Raw genomic sequence first — 20,905 nt, forward strand, 5'->3', positions numbered from 1 at the left:
TTTCGTGTTTTAGCGATTATCCTCAATGTCTATAATCCAATGATTTTATATGAATTTGCTAATGTTGTTATTGATATTTTCTTTTCAGGTAGTGATTCTATCCAGTTTCTAATGCCATAGATATCTAAGATTCTATCGTCCCCTTTATTTATGTAATATGATAAGCAAAGATGAGTAGCAGGATCGTAAATATATTCAATATTAGTCTTTTCATAATAAAATCTATAAAAGTTTCTTTCATTAAATCCTGTTAGTTCTATGCATAATGGTGATTTTAAAGTAGGATTCAGTTTAGTCTCTTTATTATATGATATTTCTATGTCAGAACTAAAAAACTTAGATTTTTCAGTTGCTATTTTTTCTACTTTCTGCATGAAAACTTCATTGTTCTCATTTTTTCTTAATTCTTCATCTGTAGCGGATGACGCCATAGCGTCACTCAATATTATTCTATCTGTTTGCCTTGTAACTAAAACGGCTGCTACATCATAAAGAGCTTCATTGGAAGGTGTTGTACGGGCGAGAACTCTCACGATTTCAATGCGTGGAGGTACTAGCTCTTTGTTCGCAGGTAGTATCTCGTTGAAGGTGTCATCAAGGCGTTGTTTGAAATTTTGCTCGAGTACAAAGGCTGATAGAGGATACAGGCTATTGTCTGCTATATCTATCATTGTATTGTTAGCCATGTCTTTTAAAGAATATCTCCACGGTGTTAAGTCTATATTGATATTAGAAACTTTTGTATTTATTGCTACGCTTTGACTTACTTCCCCTCCAAATGTTTTCATATCTAAATAAGTATCTGTACTTTTAAAGGTTTTTGTTGCGTCAAAGTTGGAACCGTTGAAACCTAAATTAATACTAGTAGCGTTATTGAGGTTAATTACTGAAGTGTTTATAGAAGTATACATGTCATCTTCTTTTTGTTGAGCGGTTGTCCCTTCTTTGGCTTTGCTTGCGAATAAGGCATAAACCTTTCCTCCTGTAAAATAATCTGTTAATATGAATTCACCAAATTCGTTAAGTATGGATGCCATTGGGGCATTATATAGGATATTTGTGAAAATATGATTCTGAAATTGGCTTATATACCATAGTCTTGAACTTGGTAAATGATTTAATGTGGATTGCCCTTTTAGAAAAGAAACTTCGAGTTTACCATAAGTAGCTTTTTCTATATTACCGAATAACTTTGTGATTGCTTCCTTTTTTTCTGTTGCGAAAACTTTAGGATTGAAAGTAAACTCAGATGATACCTTTTTGCCAAATCTTGAATCATACAAGTATTTGTCGAGATTATTATAAGTGAAAATATTAGTCTCTGTTACAGTTATAAGTTTCTCTTGTAGATAAGAAGGTCTATATTTTCTTATAGAGTCAATGTCTATTATTGGAAAGCCTAAACTATTTATGCTTCCTTGTATATAATCCCCATTTTTTATTTTATAACTGTATCCAAGGAAGGTTCTGTCTTCGCCTGAAACGCTATTTCTGGTTTGTGGCTTGTTTAATATGAACTTCTTTATTAAGGGTAAGGGAAGATTTGGATTTCTTTCTTGTAGTATAATGTTGCCTTCTGTATTTTGTCCATTATTTGTCGGAATAATGTCGAGATTCTCAATATCATTTGTGCAGGATGCAAATGATATTATTGACATTATTATTGTTGCGGAGATATTAGATTGTTTCATGTTTCTTATGGTTGATACTTTGGTGAATTTTATTAATAAGAAGATTTTGATAGTAATAAAAAGGAATAATGCATCTGCTATTAGACAGATGTAAGACTCCTATTTTCAGGCTATTTCCTTGGAATGGTAATTGTTAGTAGAAAAAGGTTTTACTAGTTGACTCTCGTTAATTTTATCATGCGAGAATTGGTAAAAGCCGCTTTGCTATCAGCAATTTCTAGAGAATTTCCGTTGTATTTTTGTTGTATCCAATTTCCATGAATAGGAAGAGGACCATCAATGTACATAAATTTGTCACTGATTTCATATTCAAAACTTATTGTCTCAGGATCAATATGATAATCAAATTTATACTCACAAACACCTTTTTTTTCTGTATAAAAAACGATTTTTATCGATCCTTTTGAGTCAATTTCTCCATTTGTTAGGTAAAGGAATTCTCCTTCCCATTCAGTTTGTTTTAATTCACTTGCGCTAAAGATAAACTCTTTTTCAGTTTTCTTATCTTCTTCATCACTACAGTTAAATAATAGGATGCTAAATGATAATAATAGAAGCGTTTTGATTGTATTCATAATAGTTATTTGTTAAGTCTGAATAAAGATAATGTTTTATTATTAATGTTCCTAATAAATCTATGTTTATTAGGAACATTAATTCTGTTTATTGTTACTACAAACCATATATTTTGTATCTCTGATACAGAGTTGTCATAGTAACTGCCTTAATGGGGATGCCGTTTACCCAATCTAATATTCCATATGCATCAGGAATATAGTCATCATCATAGTATGCAAAGCAATACATAGATGTTGGATTATATATGTACCAAATATTAGTGTTGGCATTTTTGAACTTGTACATACCTTTCTCATCCACATTGTTTATCTGGAATGAAAGAGTAGTCTGTATAATTGGATTTATAGTCTTATTGGGATCTGCTTTAATTTTTAATTGGTAGTATTTACTTTTCTCATCTTTTATTGCATTACTTTTGGTAAGAAATGTTGCGGGAATGCTGTTAGCTTTTAATTCTTCATCGGATTGACTAGCAGCATCTGGGTTCGAGAATATAAGCTTATCTCCTTGTCTTGTATTGAGCACAGGAACAATATCATATAATTTTTCTCCCGAATTGCTTTTGCGAATATACATCTTTATAATCTCTATATATGGTTCTTCAAGACTCTCTTGATATTGAAAGTCCATGTGAGTATCATTATATCTTTGTTTAAAATTCTCTTCCAAAATAAAATCGGATATGGGATATAGTCCACCATCTTGCAGATCAATCATAGTATGTGTTTTGGGATCGTTTAACGATTGCAGCCAAGGGGTTAAATCAATAGAATAGTTCGTAATATCATAGGGGGGAGTTGAAATGCTGTAACCATACGCTCCACCAAGAGTTTTGATGGAATATGATAATGCGGAGAATTTGTTGGTTATTGTTTCTGAGTTTTCTCTCTTTGTTCCAATGGATAAGTTTCCTGAAGCAGAATGAATTGTGTCGCTTGGAGCTGTTGGCTTTTTATTTTTCCATTCATAGGATGCATTTATCGCTACATCCATATCTTTCTCTTTGCTGTCGAATTGTATACTATTTGTGTCAACTCCGTAAAAAAGTGCTGAAGCCCGTCCTCCTGTATAGTAGCCAGTTAGGACAAATTCTCCATAACTTTGCATTAATTCCACCATAGATGAATTATATAATGCATCTACGAATAATTCATCTAAATAATCAGCTGCAATTTTTCTCAATGCACTAGGTGCTGTTTGCAAGTTTAACATTCCATTGACTACCTCTATACTGAGTTCTCCATGGACTACCTTCTCACTATCATCTGTATTATGGACAAAGGTCTCTTTGATAGTTTTTTGTCTTCCAAATTTGAATGGTCCAAGATTTAGAGAAAAACCGGACTTTACTGTTTTAGTGAAAGTTTTATTCTTCTCTAAACGATCGAAATCAGAATAAGATAAAGCCTTTGTCTCTGTTGTTCTTAGTTCTTTGGGATTGATGTATGAAGGGTACCTTTCGAGTAACTTCTTCATGTTGACAACCGGGTATTTGGCGTTAGCGAAATCACCGATAATAGAAGTTCCATTTTCTACTGCATAAGAGCATCCAAGGAAGTCTGTAGCATCGGTGAAGGATGCTCTTGTCGTGACTCTTTGGGCTGTTTTTTTCGACCACACTCTAGGTAAACTAGAGTTACGTTCTTGCAAGATGATTTCTGATGTGGAATTGCTTTGATTATCTACCGGAGTATAATTATTAGTTTCCTCCTCATTAGTGCATGATATTGTGAACAATATTATACATAGGGATATAAATAACTTCTTCATTTTGCGTATAATTTAAAAAGTGAGTGGTGATGATTGAGTAACGTTTTTGATGTTAGCTTTTCCTTTTGCACTTCGTTGAGTATCTAAGTTTACTTCTTCATAATCCGGTTCGGCTATTTCATCAACATATATTCTTCCGCTCCAACGTCCGGGTAGTTTAGCTTCTCTAATCTCTTTATCTTTTTCATTAAAATATTCGATAGTAGCGACATAATCTACTGATACATCATAAGCTTTAAAATAATATGTCAGTGTGAGCTTTGTACGCGGTTTGACTGCTACAGGAATTTCCTTATATAGTGTTCTCAGTACTGTTCTGCGGATGCCGGGCTCATATTTCGTATCAACGGGAACTTTATTATTAGGTACAAGGTCTATTTCTCCTAATGTTACGGTGGGGAGTGCAAATTCTAGGTCCGATGCCGGGACTTGAAATGCAATACCTTTCTCTTCTTCAAAATAAGAATTGTCTTTCATTTCTTTAATGAACTTCAGATTATCCCGCTTTTCTTGAAATGAAACATTTGTGGTTGCTTGTTGGATAGAAATATTTTCTCTTTGAATTACGGTAGCAGAATATGGATTAATAAATTCGAGTTTCTTTAGAGTGAATGGAGCATTGGGAGTGATGGTGAACTCTTGTTCTGCCTTTTGTGAGTATTGACTATAACCCAGATTGCTTCCTTGTACTTCAACCACATAGTTAAAAACATCCCACCAACCGCCACTTCCTTGTCCGATATACGATTCACTTTGAATAACGTACCCTCCCGGATTATTGCTTGCGGGTATAATATCCCAAGAAGCAGAAAACTCATTCGGGGAGTTAGTAGTCATGGCTAATACGACTTTCTGGTTTGGATTACTTGTATAGTGACCTACAGCCAGAGGTGTTTCAGATTGGCATGAATAAATTAAATAGGGAACTCCTACAATTGACGGGGGGATTGTAACATAAAATTGTTTGTAAATATCTGCTCTACGGCCATCTACATCTACTTTCCCTCCTCTGCCACTAGCTGTAAGATAACCTCCGCTTGTTGCTCTCAATGTAAAAGGCATTTCCCGAATAGCCCACATGTTCTCAGAAAAATATTGGCCGTAATTACTGGAAGCCGCTCTAGTCTTTGTTTTCTTTAGTTCATCCATTCTTTCTTTTAATGCTTTTAACTCGTCTGTCATTTTAAGTGGTTCAAGACTATCAACTGACAGTGCCTTTGTCTCTGCGGATGTAACTAATTCTTCTGACGAGGATTGAATCTCACTTTCAATTTCATTCTCACATGAGAATAAAAATAGTGCGCTGCAACACAATGCTACTAAAAATCTAGAAATGTTTTTCATAAATATTATTTTTATAGGATTAATATTGGCGTTATGACAGGACAAATGAATCGTCTTTATATGTGTTGATGTCTACTCGATTTCAAACTCTCCAATGAGAGTCACATCTTTTTCTATATAGAGAAGTTCATATTGCCCCGTCTTGAAGCCACTCACATCTATTTGATAGATTTCCAGGTTATCAGGAGTTGTCATATCTTGAAACACAATGTTTCCATTCTTGTCTTTAACCTGAAACGTGACTGGCTCGTTCGGTTTTTCAAAAAACTGCACTTCGATGTTATGACCTTCGAGAACTGCTTCTATGGGTATAAAAACAACTGACTTCTGGCGTTCACTCCATCCTTTAAAAACTAAAATTTTGCTTTTGTGTGTTGATAAAATATTGGCTTCCATCGTTATGAATGAAAGGGCAATTAATAATAATGTAATACTTAGCTTTCTCATATCTTTAAATGTTTTCTGCAAAGTTATTAAAATATGAGGGACTAAGTATGAGAACTACTAGTTTTGATATGGACAGGCGGTGGCTGATAATCAGTCACTTACGATTTAGATATGTACTGTGAACATGACATCGGTAATATCTCTATAAAATATGGATATTAATGCATATTCTTAATCAAATATTCATATAATGAAGAATTAGTCGGGAATGTGATATTGAGTTTCAGTTTAAGTCTGGAACGCTTTTTACTTACGGAATTGGGGGCAATATTTAATAGTTTTGCTTCTGTATTGGTATCGAATCCAAAAAGGTACAAACAGCAATATTGAAAATCTTCTTCCGGTAAGTTCGGACCTAAGCTATATATATAATTATAAAGTTCAGGATATATGGTTGTTATTTCATTTGTAATGGCTTTCCATCGTTTTTCCGTTATGAGCGATTTATTATTTCCCGGTATGTTTTGATTCCCCAATTTTGTTAGTTCTTTGTATAGAGGTGAATCTATAAGTAATTTATTTTGTAGTTTTCTATAATTGGCAGATAAACGAACGATGTCTTCTTGCAGCTGATCATAATTTTCGTCTTTTTCTTTGAATGTATTTAATAAACTTCGTTTCTTTTCAAGCTCAAGAGAAAGTGTGTATAGGTTTAACTTCATCTTATCTAATTCTTTTTGCTGTTTTAAGATTTTCTCTTTTGCTTGTTTTCTGTATAATAAATATCCTATAACTATTAACAGCAGAGCTGCAATACAGATAACAGAAACTATGATGTAGTTCTGTTGCTTCATTTTTAGATTATCTATTTCTTTGCTGATTTTCAGGTGATTATATTTATGTTCTATGTTCAGTATCTTAGACTGGATGTTGCTATATACCGTGGAATCTAATATATTAGTATAGTCTTCCAGATAAGTGAGTGCTTGCTCATATTTTTTTTCTGACTTGTATATCTGGTAATATAGATATTTAATACTATAAGTATAAGTAGGATCATCTTGTGGAATCTTTTGCAGGAGTTCTTTTGCTTGATTTAAAGAGTCAGATGCTATGTATAAGCTAATTAATGCCATGTAATTAGGCATTTTTTCTCTTCCTTCCAACGCTTTGTAGAAGAACTTTTTAGCTTTATCGTATTTGTTATGCATTACATATATGTTGCCCAGAGTGTTTTCGATTGAAGCTTTTACATCTTTATCCTCTGAAGTTTCGGTTATAGAATCTGCCATAAGCAGAATTTCAAGGGCACGGGATATTGAATCAGTGCATGCGTATTCACGCCCCATATCTCTTAGAGCACAAGCGTAGCTATCAGTGTTATTTTCTTTTTTGAAATTGTCGGCAGCCATTTCGTATTTTTTGATAGCTTCTGTTCGCATGGCTTTCTCTCTATATAAGTCGCCTATATAGCTATATGTATACCCAACTAAATTATAGAGTTTATTCTTTTCGCCAATCTCTAACGCATTAGTATATATAGACATTGCTTTGTCATAATCCCCGTCATTTGCATAGGAACGTCCTAAATAAATTAAGATTTGTACTTGTTCATTGGGTTTACCGTAGGATGAATACCAAGCGTTAGCTCGCTCGAATTGATAAGATGGCAATAGGATATTAAAGATTTCGTCAGTGACTTTGCCCGATAACATACACCAACGTGCAAAGGTTTTATCATCCAGCTGCTCCGGAGATGCTATGTTTTCCAGTATGCTTGATGCGCTATCAGGATTTACTTCTATGATTTTTTCAACCTCATCCAGTTGTTTGTCCAAAGTGGATTGTTGTTTGCTGCACCCTACTAATAAGAATGTAGCTAGAATAGTTATCAATGTACTGCTTTTCATCTGTTTGTCGTAATTTAGTTCGTTGTAGAAACTATCCAAAAAGAATGTTTTGCTTGTCGTCAAAGCAGGAATGTTATCTTCCTATTGTTACAAAAGTAAGAATTTAATTTATATAATGCCATTTATTATGTTTTTATTCTTGTAACTTGATGTCAAATAGGTAATTTCATAAATCAAGAAGTTATTGTTTACCGCTCTTTTAGATGCAAATGATCCTATATTCTCCAGTCTTTCAATTGGTATTATCATATTATCTCACCGATATCTTCATCGTTCTACCCGGGTGATATGATTATCGCACTTAGGTGAACTGATCGTGTCACAGTAGTAGACAGTTCGTCCTACCCGGGTGGAACGATGAAGATATCGGTAAGAAAACATGCAGATGTAGGTATCAAAAGAGAAGGATATAGGTAGCAGCATAACATATGAAGCCTTAAAAACAATGAGAGATACCCTTGAAGTGGATGAGAGATACGTGAAAAATAGCTGTTTGAATGAAGAAAAGAGTGAGAGACACCTGTTTGAAAAGGATCTCTCACTCTTTATATTGCTGATTATCTACGGCTTATCTTAATGGAATGAGACCGTGAGACCAAAAAGTTTTTTTTATTTCTGGGGAGGAGGTGTGGGGGCTTATCCCAACAACTCTTTTACTTTTGCAGAAATAGCACGGCCTTCTGCCAGTCCTGCCAACTTCTTGGAGGCAACTCCCATCACCTTACCCATATCTTTTCCGCTGGTAGCACCTGTTTCGGCAATGATTTCCTTCAATGCAGCTTCCAGTTCTTCAGCAGTCATTTGTTTGGGCAAATAAGCTTCCATTACGGCAACCTGTGCCAGTTCTCCGTCAGCCAGATCCTGGCGTCCCTGTCCGATATAGATTTCGGCAGAGTCCTTACCTTGTTTCACCAGTTTCTGAATGATTTTCAAGGCAGCTTCGTCTGTCAGTGTATCGTTGGCTCCCGGAGCTGTTTTAGCTTCGATGAAGAATTTCTTTATGTTTCTTAAAGTCTCCAAGGCAACTTTATCTTTTGCCTTCATTGCGTTTTTAATGTCTTCGCTGACTTTGTCAAATAAATCCATGATGATATTTATATTTTAATTATTTACAATTTGTAATAGCAAGGGGAAGAACCATCTAGAAAGTGATTACTCCGTCATTGTCCGTAGCCTCTTCCATGGCAACTTCCTCTTCAAGAGCCGCTTTCGTCTTGATCTTCAACAGCTTCGTTTTATCGCGCGTGTAAGTAGGAGATTCCTCTATCATGGCGATGATGTCGTCGTTGTCCAAATCTTCGGTATTGAAGATATAGATATGGCGACGGCTGCGCAGGCTTTTCTTTCCGATGCCGGCACTTTCACCGTATGCCTTGCGGATACGCTCTTTATTCTTCTCCTTCTCTTCTTCAAGCTGCAACTGGCGTTCTTCTTCCTCCTGGCTGCGGGCTTCGTGCAGTGTGTCCATACCGGGCACGTCTTCTACACCAAATCCGGTGGCGAGTACGGTGATCTTTACTTTGGTGTCCAGAGAGTTGTCTACGGCGACACCCCAGATTACTTCCACACCTTCGCGGAACTTGCTCATGAACTCGTGTATCTCGTTCATTTCTTCCATCATCAGTTCGGACGTGGGACAGAAGGATACGTTCAACATCACCTTTTTAGCGTTGAAGATGTCGTTGTTGTTCAGCAACGGAGAGTGGAGGGCATCATCGATAGCTTTGGTGACACGGTTCTCGCCTTCTCCGAATCCGGTACTCATGATGGCTACACCACCGTCTTTCAGGATGGTCTTCACATCGGCAAAGTCCAGATTCACCGTACCACGCATGGTGATAATCTCGGCGATACTCTTTGCAGCGATGGAAAGCGTATCATCGGCCTTGCCGAAAGCATTCATGAAGGTAAGGTCGGCATATATTTCGCGCAGGCGCTCGTTGTTGATGACCAGCAGGGCATCTACGTGCTGGGCGATACGTTCGACGCCGTCCAGTGCCTGAATGATTTTCTTTTCTCCTTCGAAAATAAATGGAATGGTGACAATACCTACTGTCAGAATATCCATCTCCTTCGCAATGCGGGCGATGACAGGGGCGGCTCCGGTTCCGGTTCCTCCTCCCATTCCGGCAGTGATGAATACCATCTTGGTGCCGTCGTTCAGCTGTTCTTTGATATCGTCAATACTTTCTTCGGCGGCGTCGCGTGCCCGTTCGGGACGGTTGCCGGCTCCAAGTCCTTGTGTGATGCTACGGCCCAGTTGCAGTTTCACCGGAACGGGTGACTCGGCCAATGCCTGGTTGTCCGTGTTGCAGAGAACGAACGTTACGTCATGTATGCCTTCCCGGTACATGTGGTTCACAGCGTTACCGCCACCGCCACCTACACCAATCACTTTGATGATTTTCGGTGAGTCGGTCGGGAAATCGAATTGTACTATCTCGTCCATATTATTGAATTTTGAATTTATTTCATATCGTCGTCAGAGAAGATTTCCTTGGTCAGGGAGTCGATCTTGCGTTGAATCCAACTGGGACCGGCTTCTCTCTTGCGTCTTTCTTTCTCTTCTTTCTCCTTCTGCTTGCGGAGTCTTTCAGCTTCCTTGGCGGCTGCCCGTGCTTCTTTCTCTTCCTCTTCTTTCTTGAGGCGTGCCAGTCGGGCTTGCTCTTTCAGTTCCTGATCGTCCTCAAACATATCTACGGTCTTGTGAATTTCTGGCTCCGGTCGGGGAGTGGCGGGAGTGACCGGTATCTGGGGAGCGGTTTCTATCAGGCAGCAGTTCTGGTTGCCTTCGAACAGAAGTCCGAACAGGGTGTTCTGCGAACCGTCCTTCTTCAGTATATTGCTGGGAGCGTGAACGGTGTTGCGAGGCAGTTTCGCCATTCTTATCTTTTCTATCTTCGAGCGTCTGCGAAGCATTTCTTCCAGATTCTTTAGGTTGGCGGCTCCACCTGTGAGGATGATGCCGGCCAGCAGTTTGTCTTCGTAGCCGGAGATTTGAATCTGGTTCCATACGTTGGCGATGATTTCCTCGGCACGTGCCTCGATGATGTTGTTGAGCTTGCCCAGTTCGACTGTGCGGCTTTCATCTTCGAGCTTGCAGGTGGCGGGCTCTTCGCTTTCGTCTTCTTCGTATAGGGCGTCTCCGTAAGTTTTCTTCAGACGTTCCGCTTCTTCTTCCTCCATTTGCAGGGTGGTGATGTCGCGGGTGATGCTGTTTCCTCCCAGCGGCAGCACTGTCAGGAAGCGGAGAATGTTGTTTTTATAAACCGAAATAGTGGTGGTATCAGCTCCGAAGTCGATGAGTGCGCAGCCCGAACGGCGTTCGCTCTCGGTCAGCACGGCATTGGCTGTTACCAGTGGTGCGATCAGTTGGTCGGCAATATCGATCTTTGCCTGCTGGAAGCAGTGTTCCAGATTCTTCCGTACGGAAGAGCGGGCGACGATATTGAGGAAACGTCCTTCGATGTGGCTTCCTACCAGTCCCACCGGGTTGGCTTGCAGATTATTGCCGACTTTGTATTCTTGCGGCGCTACGTCCAGTATATCCATATCGACTACCGGAATCGCTACGTTCTCATCGCCGATAGCGTTTACCAGCTCTTCCGAGATAATCGCTTCTTCTTCGAGGTCGCGACTTACTACGTTGCGGACTGTGCGGAGGGATTGTCCGCCAATGCCTACGTATACCTTGGCGATTGAGTTTTTCAACTCACCTTCCAGTCTGTTGATGATAGAAGTCAGGCTTTGTGCTGTCTTGTCCAGATTGAAGATCACTCCTTTGCGGATAAACGTTGAAGAGTCTTCCTGGGCGTATGCCAGTATCTGCATGCTTCCGTCACTGTTCTTTCTTCCGGCCACACCGGTTATCTTCGATGAACCAAGTTCAATAGCGGCGATAAATTCTGTTGTTGCCATCTCTTTATTTACAATTTAATTATTTTCAACTTTCTATTTTGAGAGCTTCATCCCATCACCTATTACCTGTTACTTATTACTCTCTCTCTTCGTACAGATAATCTGGTTGCTGAATTCAAGACTGATGCGTGAATATTTGTTCCAGCCTACCTGATTGAGTCCTTTTTGGTAGAATTCTTTCAGGCGTGCCAGTTTGTTTTCAAAGTTTTCAAGTTTGCCGAGATAGACGAGGTGGTCGCCTACACGAGGTACCAGTTCGATGTTGCGGTCGGGCAACACATGGATTTGTTCTATCTGGGCGTCCCAGAACTTATTGTTTTGCAAAAATACACCAAACTTATATAAATCCTTCATTGCAAACGACTTTTCTACGTTTCCGGTGACAATTGCCCGATGTGCGACGCATTTTGCTTCCGGCGGCATGACGGTTCCTTTATTATCAAGGTAATAATTCTCTCCGTTGGCACTCATGATGCGTAATATCGGTATACGTTGTGTCACTTCTACGCAGACTTTGCCGCTGGGTGTTTTGTAGCATTCCGCTTCGTCGATCAGCGGATGCTTGCTCAGTTCCCGTTCCAGCGACTTGGTAGAGATGCGCTCCATCTTTTTCCCGATAGGGTAGATACCTTTATGCTGGAGGATGCCTTTCACTTCTTCTTTGGTGATGAAGCCGGCATAAGTGGTATCCTTGATGACCAGTTCTACGTCACGGCAGGTCTGGTTGGCAGGCTTGCGGTTGAAAGCGGTGATGGCTATGCCGAGGTAGGCGATAAGCATCAACATGACGATAGATAGAAGGATTCTCTTTACCATAGTTTTTATTTAATTGAGAATTGAAAATTGAAAATGAAGAATTGAGAATTGGCTGCGCGACTGTATGATGTAGCGTAGAAATTCTTAGTTCTTCGTTCTTCGCTCTTCGTTCTTCATTTTTTCCAGTTCTTTCTTTATTTCGGGGACATAATTGTCTATGTCTCCGGCTCCCAGAGTTATTAATACTTCAATGTTTTTATCTTTCAGAATGTTCAGTATTTCTTCCTTTTTGCACATACTTTTTTCGATGCCCGGACGGAGGTTGTCGTATATCAGCTTGCTGGTGACACCGGGGATCGGTGTCTCACGAGCCGGATAGATGTCTACCAGAATGACTTCGTCCAGTAGTGACAGGCTATCGGCAAAGTCCTGATAGAAGTCGCGGGTACGGGTGTACAGGTGCGGCTGGAAGATGGCTGTGATCTTCTTGTCTTTATAGAGTTCGCGGATAGACAGCACGCTCTGTTTGATTTCAGAGGGATGATGGGCGTAGTCGCTCAGAAAGACTACCTGGTCATTCTTGATCTTGAAATCGAACCGGCGGTCTACACCGCGGAAGCTGTTCATTCCTTGTCTGATCTCTTCGTCGGTCACTCCGTTGAGGTGGGCGAGTGCCATGGCGGCTACACCATTCTCGATGTTAATGCTTACCGGAACTCCCAGTTGGATATTGTTGATACGTGTGTCGGGGGCAACGAAGTCGATGAAGATTTCACCGTTTCCGATGCGGATATTCTCGGCGTGGAAGTCTCCTTCGTCACGCGAATAGGTATAGACACGGACTCCGGCCTGTACTTTCGGTTGTAGTGAGATACCTTTTCGGATAATCAGTGCACCGCCCGGCTGGATCAGTGTTGTATAATGTTCGAAGCTTTCGAGGTATGCCTTTTCTGTTCCGTAGATGTCCAGATGATCGGGGTCTGTGGCAGTGATGACAGACATATAAGGGGACAGCCAATGGAAAGAGCGGTCGAACTCGTCTGCTTCGATGACGGTATAAGGGCTTTTCTGAGAGAGTAGCAGATTGGTGCCGTAATTCTTGGAGATGCCTCCGAGGAAAGCGGTACATTCTATGTGCGATTGGTGGAATAGGTGGGCGGTCATGGTAGAAGTGGTTGTCTTGCCATGAGTGCCGGCTACACACAGACCTTTGCTGGAATGAGTGATCGTTCCCAGTACTTGCGCGCGTTTTTGTATTTCGAATCCGTTGTTGCGGAAATAAACCAATTCTTCGTGTTCCTGCGGAACGGCGGGGGTCAATACGACTAAAGTGCTTTCTTTGTCTTTGCAGGCTTCCGGAATCAGTCGTACGTTTTCTTCGTAATGTATTTGTGCGCCTTCGGCGATGAGGTTTTCAGTCAATGGAGTCGGGGTGCGGTCGTATCCGGCTACCACTTTTCCTTTGGAAAGGAAATAGCGGACAAGCGCACTCATACCGATGCCTCCGGCACCGACAAAGTAGACTGATTTGATCGTTTCAATATTCATTTCTTTATACTGTTTCTTTTTATAATTCTTGTTCCAAGTAACATTTCAAGTTTTAATCAGAGTCGGTACTACCTTTAATTGGGGATGACCCCCAAAGTCGGTAGTATTTTCATTCTCCTCCTTCTGGAAGGAGGAGAATGGAGATTCTACTGACTTTTTAGTCAATCCTAATTGGGATAGTTGCGATTTTTGCATTCCCTCAACTAGTTTTCTGCTTCTGCCAGCTTGATTACTTCCTGCGCGATGATTCGTGCAGAGTCGGGCAAAGCCAACTTGGCTATATTCTCACTTAGTTCTTTCAGTTTCCGGTCGTCAGCTACTGTGTTCAGGGCTACATCCATCAACTTTGCTTCTGCTTCGCTGTCTTTTACGTAGATGGCGGCTTGTTTGTCTACCAGTGCCAGTGCATTCTTGGTCTGATGATCTTCTGCCACATTGGGCGAAGGAACCAGAACCACAGGCTTGTGCAACAGACAAAACTCTGAAATAGAACCGGCTCCCGCACGTGAAATCACTAGGTCGGAAGCCGCGTAAGCGGCTGCCATATCCTTGATGAAGTCCGTCACGTACAGATTTGGAAGTTCTCCTGCTGCCCGTACGGCTTCTGTCACCTGCGGATAGTAATATTTTCCGGTCTGCCAGATGAACTGTATATCGTTGTTTTCTTTTATTGTAGCTAAGGCTGCGGTCAGCGTATTGTTAATGGTACGTGCGCCAAGGCTACCGCCTACAATCAGAATTGTCTTCTTATCCGGCTGCAGATTAAAGGAACGCAGTGCCGCGCCTTTTTCCGGCATATCCTTCGTCAGATTCTGGCGAACGGGATTTCCGGTCATTATAATCTTATCGGCAGGAAAGAACTTTTCCATTCCATCATAAGCGACACAAATAGCCTTTGCTTTTTGTGCCAGCAACTTGTTGGTGACTCCGGCATACGAGTTCTGTTCCTGAATCAGAGTCGGCACTCCCATCATTCCGGCAGTTTTGAGTGTCGGTCCGCTGGCGTATCCTCCTACGCCTACCGCTACTTGTGGGCGGAAGTTTTTGATGATGCTGCGCGCTTTCCACTGGCTTCGTGCCAGTTTGATCAGTACGGATACGTTTTTCCATAAATGTTTGCGGTCAAAACCGGCTATCGGTAACCCGATAATCTTATAGCCTGCATCGGGAACCCGCTGCATCTCCATACGGCCCTCGGCTCCCACAAATAAGATTTTCGCGTCCGGTCGCAGCTCTATTATAGCGTTGGCGATAGATACGGCAGGGAAGATATGTCCTCCTGTGCCTCCACCGCTGATGATAATTCTAAGTTCTTTCTCCATAATAATCCTTTTTTCTATCCGTTCATCTTCATTTACTGCTATCATGTTCATCCTCAAACTTGGCATCGCTGTTCAGAATCTGTGCAGTAGGTTCGGCGGCGGCTTGTGCTTCTGAAGTAGCTGTTCCGGTTTCTATCTGCATCTGAATCTGTGCATCATGCGCTTTCTGTTCTTCCAGATGAGCGGTATATCGGCTCACGCTTAATATCATTCCGATATAAGCACAGTTGATCAGTGTACTTGTACCTCCCTTGCTGACCAAAGGCAGGGGTTGGCCTGTTACGGGGAACAGTCCCACGGCAACCATCATATTCAGTATCGCCTGCGATACCAGAAGCAAAGCGATACCCATGACAAGGAAGGCGGGGAAGGTCCGTTCGCACTTTTGCGCGATGCGTCCCGCCCGCATCAGCAGACAGAGGTAGAGGAATACGACAAATATACCTCCTATCAATCCCATTTCTTCGATGACAATCGCAAAGATAAAGTCGGAGAATGCCTGACTGAGGAAATCACGCTGGATGGAGTTTCCCGGTCCTTTGCCCACTACGTGACTGGTAGCGATGGCAATACGGGCATGGGCGATCTGTGCGTCTTTGTCTATATCGAATTTGGCTGCGGGCACTTCGTCTTTATCAAAAAAGCCTTTGATACGGTTCTGCCAAGTCTCCAGGCGATGAAGTCCGGGGGTATTGTGCAGCGTTTTGGCAGGGATGGCAACTACCGTACCTACGCCGAGTGCGACAATCAGCACAAGTCCTCCTGCCAACAGAAGGAGTTTCTTTGCCGCTACCCGTCCGATGAACATCATCATGAATACGACACCGAACAGCAACATGGCTGTTGACAGGTTTTCCGGAGCAATCAGCAAAAGGACCAGTCCGGTAAGGATCATGATGTATTTAAAGGCTTTGGGGTTGGCTCCTTCTTCATCCTGCCTCTTGGACAGGATGAACGAAACGGCAATGATGACAGCCATCTTTGCCAGTTCCGAAGGCTGGAATTGCAGTCCCATAAAGGTCATCCAGCGGGCTGCCCCATTGACACGGTCGCCTGTAATGATACCCATCAGCGTGACGAATGCCAGCAGAACGAGGGAAATCGGATACAGGAAGACGGGGAATACCTGGAACCATTTGTAGGGGACGTTATGCAGAAATACCACTACTACGGCACCCACCATCAGGATGATGGAGTGCTGTGTTATCGGTCCCCAGTGGTCGCCGCTTTTGTACGTCAGCGTCGATGCTGCCGAAAACACCTCGATAATCGAGATGAGGCAGAGACAGAGGAAGATAATCCAGATTACCTTGTCGCCTTTAAATATGCTCTTTAATAAATCCATTTTATAATTCTCTTACATATTTCTTAAACTGATCGCCGCGGTCTTCGTAACTCTTGAAGAGGTCGAATGAGGCGCAGCAGGGGCTTAACAATACGGTTTCTCCTTTCTTTGCCAGTTTGTAGGCTGCTTCTACTGCATCTTTCATTCCGGTCTGCACATCGGCTACGGGCAGTCCGAAACGGTCGAAAAAGGCGTGCAGCTTTTCGTTGTGCAGTCCCAGATAAACCAGTGCCGAGCACTTTTCACGTACCAGGTCTTCTATTTCCGTATAGTCGTTGCCTTTGTCTTTGCCGCCCAGTATCAGTACTGTCTTGGTGGTCATGCTTTGCAGGGCATACCAGCAAGAGTTGACATTGGTTGCTTTTGAGTCGTTGATGAAGTCGATACCGCGTACGCGCGCTACTTTCTCCAGGCGATGTTCCACTCCCTTGAAGTCGGAGAGCGCCTTGCGGATATTTTCTTTAGTGATACCTGCCAGGTTTGCCGAGATACCGGCAGCCAGCGAGTTGTAAAGATTGTGCTGTCCGGTCAGTGCCAATTCCTCCTGTTCCATGTTGAAGGCGATGGGCTCGGTAATCTTCACTTCGTGATCTTCTACGTATGCGATGGCTCCGTCTTCCTTCACGGCTGCGAAAGGATACAGATGAGCTTTCAGACCGTGCTTTGCCAGTTCCTGTTTGATGATCGGATCATCGTTCCAGAAGATGAAAGCGTCGTCCGTTGTCTGGTTCTGCGTAATACGGAATTTGGCATCGATGTAGTTCTGCATACAATGGTCGTATCGGTCCAGATGGTCCGGAGTGATATTCATCAGTACGGCAATATTGGCACGGAAGTTATACATATTGTCCAGTTGGAAAGAGCTGAGTTCGATGATATAATAGTCATGATGCTCTTCGGCTACTTGCAAAGCCAGGCTCTTGCCGATATTTCCGGCTAGTCCTACATTCAGATCTGCACTCTTAAAGATGTGGTAGATCAGGGAAGTAGTCGTTGTCTTTCCATTAGAACCGGTGATACAGATCATTTTTGCATCGGTATAGCGTCCGGCAAACTCGATTTCGGAGATAACCGGTGTGCCTTGGGCTTTCAGTTTCAGGATCAGCGGGGCGTCATTCGGGATACCGGGGCTTTTAATCACCTCATCGGCATTCAGAATGAGTTCTTCGGTATGATGTCCTTCCTCCCAGGCAATATGGTGGCTGTCCAGAAGGTCCTTATACTTATCCTTGATAGCGGACATATCCGAAACAAATGTTTCAAATCCTTTTACTTTGGCGAGTACGGCTGCACCAGCGCCGCTTTCACCGGCTCCTAAAATTACAATTCTTTTCATTTACAGTAATGTGCTATTGCTGTCCGACAGGCAGACGCTTCTCTCTTCCTTTTCATCCTTCCTTTTTCGCTCGTCGGCTGCGCACATCTTTTTAAAGTTAATAATCGGGTTAATACTCTCAACTATATTAATGTTACAAATATCCTGCATTGGGCAGTCTGTTTGTTCTCATCGTATTTTTAATGTAATAATCGTTATCGCTGCCAGTACAATCGTTACAATCCAGAAACGGACGGTAATCTTTGATTCGTGAAATAGCTGGTCGGGCTTCGTGAACTTCACCGTACATCCCGGTTCTACCAGACTCATCGAAGTACGGAAATGATCGTGTATCGGAGTTCGTTTGAATAACCGCTGTTTTACTCCCTTCCGCTTACCTATCTTATAGTAGAAGCGTTGCAGTATGACTGACAGATTCTCTACCAGAAATACACCGCAGAGAATCGGTATCAGCAATTCTTTGTGGATGATAATGGCAAATACGGCAATGATACCACCGATAGTCAGGCTGCCTGTGTCTCCCATGAATACTTGTGCCGGATAGGCGTTGTACCATAAGAAACCGATCAATGCACCGATAAAGGCACAAATGTAGATTACCAGTTCTTCCGATCCCGGAATGTACATGATATTCAGATAGCTGGCAAATTCGATGTGTGACGATACGTACGCCAGTATTCCCAGCGTGGCACCGATAATGGCGGAGTTTCCGGCTGCCATACCGTCCATGCCGTCATTCAGGTTAGCCCCGTTCGAAACGGCGGTTACAACGAAGATCGTAATGATCACGAACAGGAACCATCCGGCTGTCTGTGCATGTTCGCCCATAAAGCCCACCAGGTCGGCATAATCTAAGTTGTTACTTTTAAAGAAAGGAATAGTGGTTTGGGTAGATTTTAAATCATTGGTTCCGTGAATCACTTCCATTTCCTGTCCCGGTGTATGAACCTCGATGTTTTCGCGGATAACTACATCCGGACTCAGATACAGGGTTAAGCCTACAATCAGCCCCAGACCCACCTGACCGATGATTTTGAACTTACCGTGCAAGCCTTCCTTGTCTTTCTTGAATATTTTGATATAGTCGTCGGCAAAACCGAGTGATCCCAGCCATACAGTGGTGATCAGCATCAATATCATGTATATATTATCCAGCTTACCCAATAGCAGGCAAGGTATAAGGATGGCTACAATGATGATGACACCTCCCATGCTTGGTACGCCTACTTTGTTGACACCGAACGGGTCGGTCTTGGCGTCACGCTGTGTTTCCGTGATTTGCTTCTTTTTAAGCAGATTGATGAATTTGTCTCCCCATATACTCGATATAAGCAATGCGAGGATAACAGCCATCAAAGCACGGAATGAGGTGTAACCGAACATTCCCGCTCCGGGAAAATTAAGCTTGTGCAGCCATTCAAACAGATAGTATAACATCTCTTTTCTATTTACAATTTATAGCCTGCAATTTACAGTTTCTCATTGTTGCCCCACGCTTGATAAGATGCTGTCTATTGCAAATAATTATATGTTGTCAATTAAATATTTCCTTCAAAACTTCCTTGTCGTCAAAGTGGTGTTTCACTCCTTTGATTTCCTGATAGTTTTCGTGCCCTTTTCCGGCAACGAGTATCACGTCTCCTTTTTCTGCAAGCATGCAAGCCGTGCGGATCGCTTCTTTCCGGTCGGCGATGCTGAGCGTTTTTTTCATATCTTCCGCATCCAGTCCGGCAAGCATATCGTTGATAATCTCCTGTGGCTCTTCAAAACGCGGATTGTCCGATGTGATAATCACCCGGTCACTGGCTTTCGCTGCCTCCTTTGCCATGATGGGGCGTTTCCCCTTATCGCGGTTGCCGCCGGCACCTACTACGGTGATCACTTTTCCTTTGCCTTCGAGTACTCCATGAATGGCGTTCAATACATTCACCAACGCGTCCGGAGTATGTGCATAGTCAACGATGGCCGTTACCCCTTTCGGAGAACGGATGGCATCGAAACGTCCGGCTACCGGATGGAGCGTACTGAGCGCAAGAAGTACATCTTCCTCTTTTTTGCCCAATAATACGGCTGCTCCAAATACCGCCAACAGATTGGATGCATTGAACTTGCCGATAAACTGAACGGCCAGCTCATGATTATTGAAATCGAGCAGCATTCCTTCAAAATGGGATTCTATGACCCGGCCTTTGAAGTCGCTGAGGCTTCTTAATGAATAGGTGTAGACCTTGGAACGTGTATTTTGTGTCATCACCAGCCCGTTCTTATCGTCAAGGTTGGTGAGGCTGAAAGCGTTTTTAGGCATATCGTCAAAGAACTTTTTCTTTGCCTTCAGATAGTTCTCTACCGTTTTGTGATAATCCAGATGATCGCGCGTCAGATTCGTGAAGATACCTCCCGCAAACTTTAATCCGCTGATACGTTTTTGAGCGATGGAATGTGAACTGACTTCCATAAAGACGTACTTGCATCCTTCGTCCGCCATTTGCCCCAACAAGCGGTTGAGCGTGATAGGGTCGGGGGTGGTATGTTCTGTCGGAATCGGCTGATCGTCGATATAGTTGCAGACAGTAGAGATTAATCCCACTTTATATCCGAAGTAGCGGAATGTATTATATAATAAGGTGGCGATGGTTGTCTTGCCATTTGTTCCCGTCACACCGACCAGTTCGAATTGTGAAGTCGGATTACCGTAGAATGTCGTTGCAATCTTTCCTACTGCATCTTCGCTGTCTTTCACTTGGATATAAGTGATTCCTGCTACGGGTTCCTCCGGTATATCTTCGCAGAGGATGGCAGTCGCTCCCTTCTGAATGGCAGCGGGGATATAGGCGTGACCATCGGTCTGCGTGCCGCGCATCGCCATAAACAGCTGTCCGGCTTCTACCAGACGGGAGTCAATGTTGACTCCGGTGATCTCTATCCTTGAATCTCCGGTCACTTGCACCGGCTGGATTGCTTTCAGTAACTCGTTTAATAACATATCTGTCCTACTTAAT

16 protein-coding genes are annotated in these 20,905 nt (G+C 42.3%); all 16 read right to left on the minus strand.

The annotated features are described in order from the left end of the window. Positions 1–29 precede the first annotated feature (29 nt). The 16 genes from BT_RS17395 to BT_RS17470 all read right to left on the minus strand — a co-directional run bounded on the left by BT_RS17395 (position 30) and on the right by BT_RS17470 (position 20,889). Positions 30–1,691, minus strand: coding sequence for an MAC/perforin domain-containing protein (locus tag BT_RS17395; RefSeq protein ID WP_011108828.1), 1,662 nt, complete (start codon positions 1,689–1,691; stop codon positions 30–32). 152 nt (positions 1,692–1,843) lie between these two features. After that, positions 1,844–2,266 carry a hypothetical protein gene (locus tag BT_RS17400; RefSeq protein WP_011108829.1) on the minus strand — a complete coding sequence of 141 codons (423 nt, stop codon included), beginning with the start codon at positions 2,264–2,266 and terminating at the stop codon, positions 1,844–1,846. A gap of 97 nt (positions 2,267–2,363) precedes the next feature. After that, complete coding sequence (locus BT_RS17405; protein ID WP_011108830.1) at positions 2,364–4,040, minus strand: MAC/perforin domain-containing protein; 1,677 nt, start codon at positions 4,038–4,040, stop codon at positions 2,364–2,366. 12 nt (positions 4,041–4,052) lie between these two features. After that, the gene (locus BT_RS17410; protein WP_011108831.1) at positions 4,053–5,384 is read right to left on the minus strand and encodes a hypothetical protein; all 1,332 of its coding nucleotides are present in this window, start codon (positions 5,382–5,384) and stop codon (positions 4,053–4,055) included. A 72-nt stretch (positions 5,385–5,456) separates the two neighbouring features. Next, positions 5,457–5,831 (minus strand): DUF3244 domain-containing protein, encoded by a 375-nt coding sequence (locus tag BT_RS17415; protein ID WP_048696471.1) that lies wholly within the window; start codon positions 5,829–5,831, stop codon positions 5,457–5,459. A gap of 158 nt (positions 5,832–5,989) precedes the next feature. Beyond that, positions 5,990–7,681 (minus strand): tetratricopeptide repeat protein, encoded by a 1,692-nt coding sequence (locus BT_RS17420; RefSeq protein WP_011108833.1) that lies wholly within the window; start codon positions 7,679–7,681, stop codon positions 5,990–5,992. 636 nt (positions 7,682–8,317) lie between these two features. Next, positions 8,318–8,767, minus strand: a complete 450-nt coding sequence (locus BT_RS17425; protein ID WP_008763705.1) for a GatB/YqeY domain-containing protein — start codon at positions 8,765–8,767, stop codon at positions 8,318–8,320. A 55-nt stretch (positions 8,768–8,822) separates the two neighbouring features. Beyond that, positions 8,823–10,130 carry a cell division protein FtsZ gene (ftsZ, locus tag BT_RS17430; RefSeq protein ID WP_008763706.1) on the minus strand — a complete coding sequence of 436 codons (1,308 nt, stop codon included), beginning with the start codon at positions 10,128–10,130 and terminating at the stop codon, positions 8,823–8,825. A 17-nt stretch (positions 10,131–10,147) separates the two neighbouring features. Further along, on the minus strand, positions 10,148–11,599 hold the full coding sequence (gene ftsA / locus BT_RS17435; RefSeq protein ID WP_011108835.1) for a cell division protein FtsA: 1,452 nt from the start codon (positions 11,597–11,599) through the stop codon (positions 10,148–10,150). A 69-nt stretch (positions 11,600–11,668) separates the two neighbouring features. Further along, positions 11,669–12,415, minus strand: coding sequence for a cell division protein FtsQ/DivIB (locus BT_RS17440; RefSeq protein WP_011108836.1), 747 nt, complete (start codon positions 12,413–12,415; stop codon positions 11,669–11,671). Positions 12,416–12,499: 84 nt separating this feature from the next. Further along, complete coding sequence (murC, locus tag BT_RS17445) at positions 12,500–13,903, minus strand: UDP-N-acetylmuramate--L-alanine ligase (protein WP_008763710.1); 1,404 nt, start codon at positions 13,901–13,903, stop codon at positions 12,500–12,502. Positions 13,904–14,106: 203 nt separating this feature from the next. Further along, positions 14,107–15,225: an undecaprenyldiphospho-muramoylpentapeptide beta-N-acetylglucosaminyltransferase gene (gene murG, locus BT_RS17450; RefSeq protein WP_011108837.1), complete on the minus strand. Its 1,119-nt coding sequence runs from the start codon at positions 15,223–15,225 to the stop codon at positions 14,107–14,109. 28 nt (positions 15,226–15,253) lie between these two features. Then, complete coding sequence (locus BT_RS17455; RefSeq protein ID WP_008763712.1) at positions 15,254–16,570, minus strand: FtsW/RodA/SpoVE family cell cycle protein; 1,317 nt, start codon at positions 16,568–16,570, stop codon at positions 15,254–15,256. Position 16,571: 1 nt separating this feature from the next. Next, entirely contained in the window at positions 16,572–17,906 is a 1,335-nt protein-coding gene (murD, locus tag BT_RS17460) for a UDP-N-acetylmuramoyl-L-alanine--D-glutamate ligase (RefSeq protein WP_008763714.1), read from the minus strand. A gap of 168 nt (positions 17,907–18,074) precedes the next feature. After that, complete coding sequence (gene mraY, locus BT_RS17465; RefSeq protein ID WP_008763716.1) at positions 18,075–19,343, minus strand: phospho-N-acetylmuramoyl-pentapeptide-transferase; 1,269 nt, start codon at positions 19,341–19,343, stop codon at positions 18,075–18,077. Positions 19,344–19,440: 97 nt separating this feature from the next. After that, the gene (locus BT_RS17470; protein ID WP_011108839.1) at positions 19,441–20,889 is read right to left on the minus strand and encodes a UDP-N-acetylmuramoyl-L-alanyl-D-glutamate--2,6-diaminopimelate ligase; all 1,449 of its coding nucleotides are present in this window, start codon (positions 20,887–20,889) and stop codon (positions 19,441–19,443) included. Between the last annotated feature and the right edge of the window lie 16 nt (positions 20,890–20,905).

This window comes from Bacteroides thetaiotaomicron VPI-5482, from assembly GCF_000011065.1.
Taxonomy (GTDB): Bacteria; Bacteroidota; Bacteroidia; order Bacteroidales; family Bacteroidaceae; genus Bacteroides; species Bacteroides thetaiotaomicron.

What these genes read in the sequence shown, in the direction of transcription:
- BT_RS17395 (WP_011108828.1), bottom strand. Translation starts at nt 1,691, where the DNA reads ATGAAACAATCTAATATCTCCGCAACAATAATAATGTCAATAATATCA.
- BT_RS17400 (WP_011108829.1), bottom strand. Translation starts at nt 2,266, where the DNA reads ATGAATACAATCAAAACGCTTCTATTATTATCATTTAGCATCCTATTA.
- BT_RS17405 (WP_011108830.1), bottom strand. Translation starts at nt 4,040, where the DNA reads ATGAAGAAGTTATTTATATCCCTATGTATAATATTGTTCACAATATCA.
- BT_RS17410 (WP_011108831.1), bottom strand. Translation starts at nt 5,384, where the DNA reads ATGAAAAACATTTCTAGATTTTTAGTAGCATTGTGTTGCAGCGCACTA.
- BT_RS17415 (WP_048696471.1), bottom strand. Translation starts at nt 5,831, where the DNA reads ATGAGAAAGCTAAGTATTACATTATTATTAATTGCCCTTTCATTCATA.
- BT_RS17420 (WP_011108833.1), bottom strand. Translation starts at nt 7,681, where the DNA reads ATGAAAAGCAGTACATTGATAACTATTCTAGCTACATTCTTATTAGTA.
- BT_RS17425 (WP_008763705.1), bottom strand. Translation starts at nt 8,767, where the DNA reads ATGGATTTATTTGACAAAGTCAGCGAAGACATTAAAAACGCAATGAAG.
- ftsZ (WP_008763706.1), bottom strand. Translation starts at nt 10,130, where the DNA reads ATGGACGAGATAGTACAATTCGATTTCCCGACCGACTCACCGAAAATC.
- ftsA (WP_011108835.1), bottom strand. Translation starts at nt 11,599, where the DNA reads ATGGCAACAACAGAATTTATCGCCGCTATTGAACTTGGTTCATCGAAG.
- BT_RS17440 (WP_011108836.1), bottom strand. Translation starts at nt 12,415, where the DNA reads ATGGTAAAGAGAATCCTTCTATCTATCGTCATGTTGATGCTTATCGCC.
- murC (WP_008763710.1), bottom strand. Translation starts at nt 13,903, where the DNA reads ATGAATATTGAAACGATCAAATCAGTCTACTTTGTCGGTGCCGGAGGC.
- murG (WP_011108837.1), bottom strand. Translation starts at nt 15,225, where the DNA reads ATGGAGAAAGAACTTAGAATTATCATCAGCGGTGGAGGCACAGGAGGA.
- BT_RS17455 (WP_008763712.1), bottom strand. Translation starts at nt 16,570, where the DNA reads ATGGATTTATTAAAGAGCATATTTAAAGGCGACAAGGTAATCTGGATT.
- murD (WP_008763714.1), bottom strand. Translation starts at nt 17,906, where the DNA reads ATGAAAAGAATTGTAATTTTAGGAGCCGGTGAAAGCGGCGCTGGTGCA.
- mraY (WP_008763716.1), bottom strand. Translation starts at nt 19,343, where the DNA reads ATGTTATACTATCTGTTTGAATGGCTGCACAAGCTTAATTTTCCCGGA.
- BT_RS17470 (WP_011108839.1), bottom strand. Translation starts at nt 20,889, where the DNA reads ATGTTATTAAACGAGTTACTGAAAGCAATCCAGCCGGTGCAAGTGACC.